Origin of the sequence: Maribacter sp. (assembly GCF_049667165.1) — a bacterium.
Classification (GTDB): domain Bacteria; phylum Bacteroidota; class Bacteroidia; order Flavobacteriales; family Flavobacteriaceae; genus Maribacter_A.
Map to the genome: position 1 here is coordinate 1 of NZ_JBATHS010000037.1, position 2,073 is coordinate 2,073.

5 protein-coding genes are annotated in these 2,073 nt (G+C 39.7%); 2 read left to right on the top strand and 3 right to left on the bottom strand.

All coding sequences use genetic code 11. The features are described 5' to 3' along the window. Positions 1 to 56: 56 nt before the first annotated feature. A complete protein-coding gene (locus WBM98_RS01895) occupies positions 57 to 383 on the bottom strand; it encodes a CCC motif membrane protein (RefSeq protein ID WP_424364331.1) in 327 nt (108 codons plus the stop codon). A 20-nt stretch (positions 384 to 403) separates the two neighbouring features. Continuing rightward, positions 404 to 703: a DUF2752 domain-containing protein gene (locus tag WBM98_RS01900; RefSeq protein ID WP_424364332.1), complete on the bottom strand. Its 300-nt coding sequence runs from the start codon at positions 701 to 703 to the stop codon at positions 404 to 406. Between the two features lie 63 nt (positions 704 to 766). On the opposite strand from WBM98_RS01900, the gene WBM98_RS01905 reads away from it, so the two are divergent. Continuing rightward, positions 767 to 1,315: a Smr/MutS family protein gene (locus WBM98_RS01905; protein WP_424364333.1), complete on the top strand. Its 549-nt coding sequence runs from the start codon at positions 767 to 769 to the stop codon at positions 1,313 to 1,315. 16 nt (positions 1,316 to 1,331) lie between these two features. On the opposite strand, the gene WBM98_RS01910 is transcribed toward WBM98_RS01905, so the two are convergent. Beyond that, positions 1,332 to 1,838, bottom strand: coding sequence for a hypothetical protein (locus WBM98_RS01910; protein WP_424364334.1), 507 nt, complete (start codon positions 1,836 to 1,838; stop codon positions 1,332 to 1,334). Between the two features lie 101 nt (positions 1,839 to 1,939). On the opposite strand from WBM98_RS01910, the gene WBM98_RS01915 reads away from it, so the two are divergent. Beyond that, positions 1,940 to 2,073 (top strand): aminotransferase class V-fold PLP-dependent enzyme (locus WBM98_RS01915; protein WP_424364335.1); only part of this gene is annotated, 134 nt, incomplete at its 3' end.

A 2,073-nucleotide genomic window follows, 5' to 3' on the forward strand; every position in this document is an offset into this window, starting at 1 on the left:
TCCCCGAACCTGGTAAGGTTTCTCTATTTAAATTCATGGTAAATTAAGTCAATTGGTTATTGCCATTGTTCCATCATGTCTTGAACTTGTTCCATATAAGCATCCCAGCCGCCCATATTTTGTACGGAATATATGGTCCAGATCAATGATAAGACACCTAAAACAAGGCCTATAATGGCTATGATTTTTGCTGTTTTCAACGTACTGAAATTACTATAGTTTTCAGGACTCTGTTTGTAGAGATTCTCATCCTTTTTCGTTAAAAACAAGGCTATTCCTGAAAGTATTATGCCACCGATTCCTGCACTAAAACAGCAACAAATAAATGAAACTATAGAAAGGACAATAGCTATGGTTACGTTGGGTAATTTTTGTTGTTCCATAATTTAAAGGTATTTGGTTGTTATAAAAATTTTAAAATATAATTTCCGAGAATCAATACAACACTCGAAACCATTAGGGTGATTATGATCTTGTTGGCGTATTTAATCGTAAAAAAACTATCGGCCAATAAAAAACCCAATAAGGGAATAATGGTAAAAATAGCAGGGTACATTTCAAAGGCAGCTAGTATTTCACCTTGAAACAGCAATGAAATGGCACGTTGCGCCCCACAACCCGGACAATCGATTCCGAATAACTTTTTGTTCAAACACGGAAGCATGTAATCTTCCATTAAGAGTATCAAAGTCGCAAAGTGCATTTTTATCCAAATTCTAATTCTTCGGGAAAAATAACCATTATTTTTGGGCTACAAAACAAAATTATGCGGCTTTTTAAAGAAGGTGACAGGGTAGAGGTGCTCGACGAGGTATTGCGTGGGGTGGTGGTGGCAGTTTCCGATACTGAAATAACCATTGAGTCCGATGATGGATTCCTGATGAAATTCGGGCCGAATGAACTGGTTAATATTTCAGGGGACACCTCGATCAAGGTCACCAATTTAGAGGTAGCACAGATCAAGTCGGAAAAAGAGGTGCCCAAGAAAAAAAGACCACCGACACAAAGGCCAAAGGAACGAAATGCCCCGGCCATGGAAGTTGATCTGCACATAAATCAATTGGTTAAATCATCGAAGGGCATGAGCAATCATGAAATGTTGAATCTGCAGCTAGAGACGGCAAAACGACAATTGGAGTTTGCGATACAAAAACGCATCCAGAAGGTAGTATTTATACATGGTGTAGGTGAAGGCATTTTAAAAGAGGAACTAGACTTTCTTTTTGGGCGTTACGACAATCTCAAATATTATGACGCAGATTACCAGAAATATGGCCTAGGGGCGACTGAGGTATATATTTATATGAACACGTAATTCGACATAACTCCCATCAATTGGCGGTGGTCGTTACCACCCCGAACTCATTGATTTGAAGATCGGTAATCCTTTGGTCTGTGGAAGTGATAAAGGTAATGCCACTTAATTCCAAGGTGTGTTCAAAAGTATCGGTAGTGCCTTCGGCCAAGGTGGTGGTGATAAAGACTTCACCGTCCTCTGCTTCAATCTCTTCGATTACCGTTGGTGTGGTCGTGGGGATGGCATCACAGAAATAAGTACTGGTAACGTTTTCCGAAAATGCCCTATAGGTCAATTTCGATTTCCCCGGAATCGCGCTACTAAAAGTATCGGATACTTCATTTTTTAGTACGCCCGATTCCAATTCAAGGATCAAGGCTTCCTTACTATTTATTTTAAAAAAAATAGTGCTTGAGGTCGTTACTGTCGATTCACAGGTACTGATATCCACACTGTCAAAATCGATGGTCTCTATTTGCAGATCACCATCATCGCAGGAAACTAAAATGGCCAGAAAGCCTAAAAAAAAGAGGTGCTTCATGCCCCAAATTTAAAGGAAATAAACAACAAGTTTATCTTCTTTGGGATAGATTTTACATTTTATTCGGTTATTTTTGGTCCGTTATCACGACAGTGTTTACCATGAAAAATGTTTACCTAGACAATGCTGCCACCACCCCTATTAGGGCCAGGGTCATCGAACGAATGCAAGAAGCATTGGTTGGTTGTTATGGCAATCCGTCATCTACCCATGGTTACGGTCGAACGGCCAAAAC

Coding starts and splice junctions, on each gene's coding strand:
- WBM98_RS01905 (WP_424364333.1), top strand. CDS start 767: ATGCGGCTTTTTAAAGAAGGTGACAGGGTAGAGGTGCTCGACGAGGTA.
- WBM98_RS01895 (WP_424364331.1), bottom strand. CDS start 383: ATGGAACAACAAAAATTACCCAACGTAACCATAGCTATTGTCCTTTCT.
- WBM98_RS01900 (WP_424364332.1), bottom strand. CDS start 703: ATGCACTTTGCGACTTTGATACTCTTAATGGAAGATTACATGCTTCCG.
- WBM98_RS01910 (WP_424364334.1), bottom strand. CDS start 1,838: ATGAAGCACCTCTTTTTTTTAGGCTTTCTGGCCATTTTAGTTTCCTGC.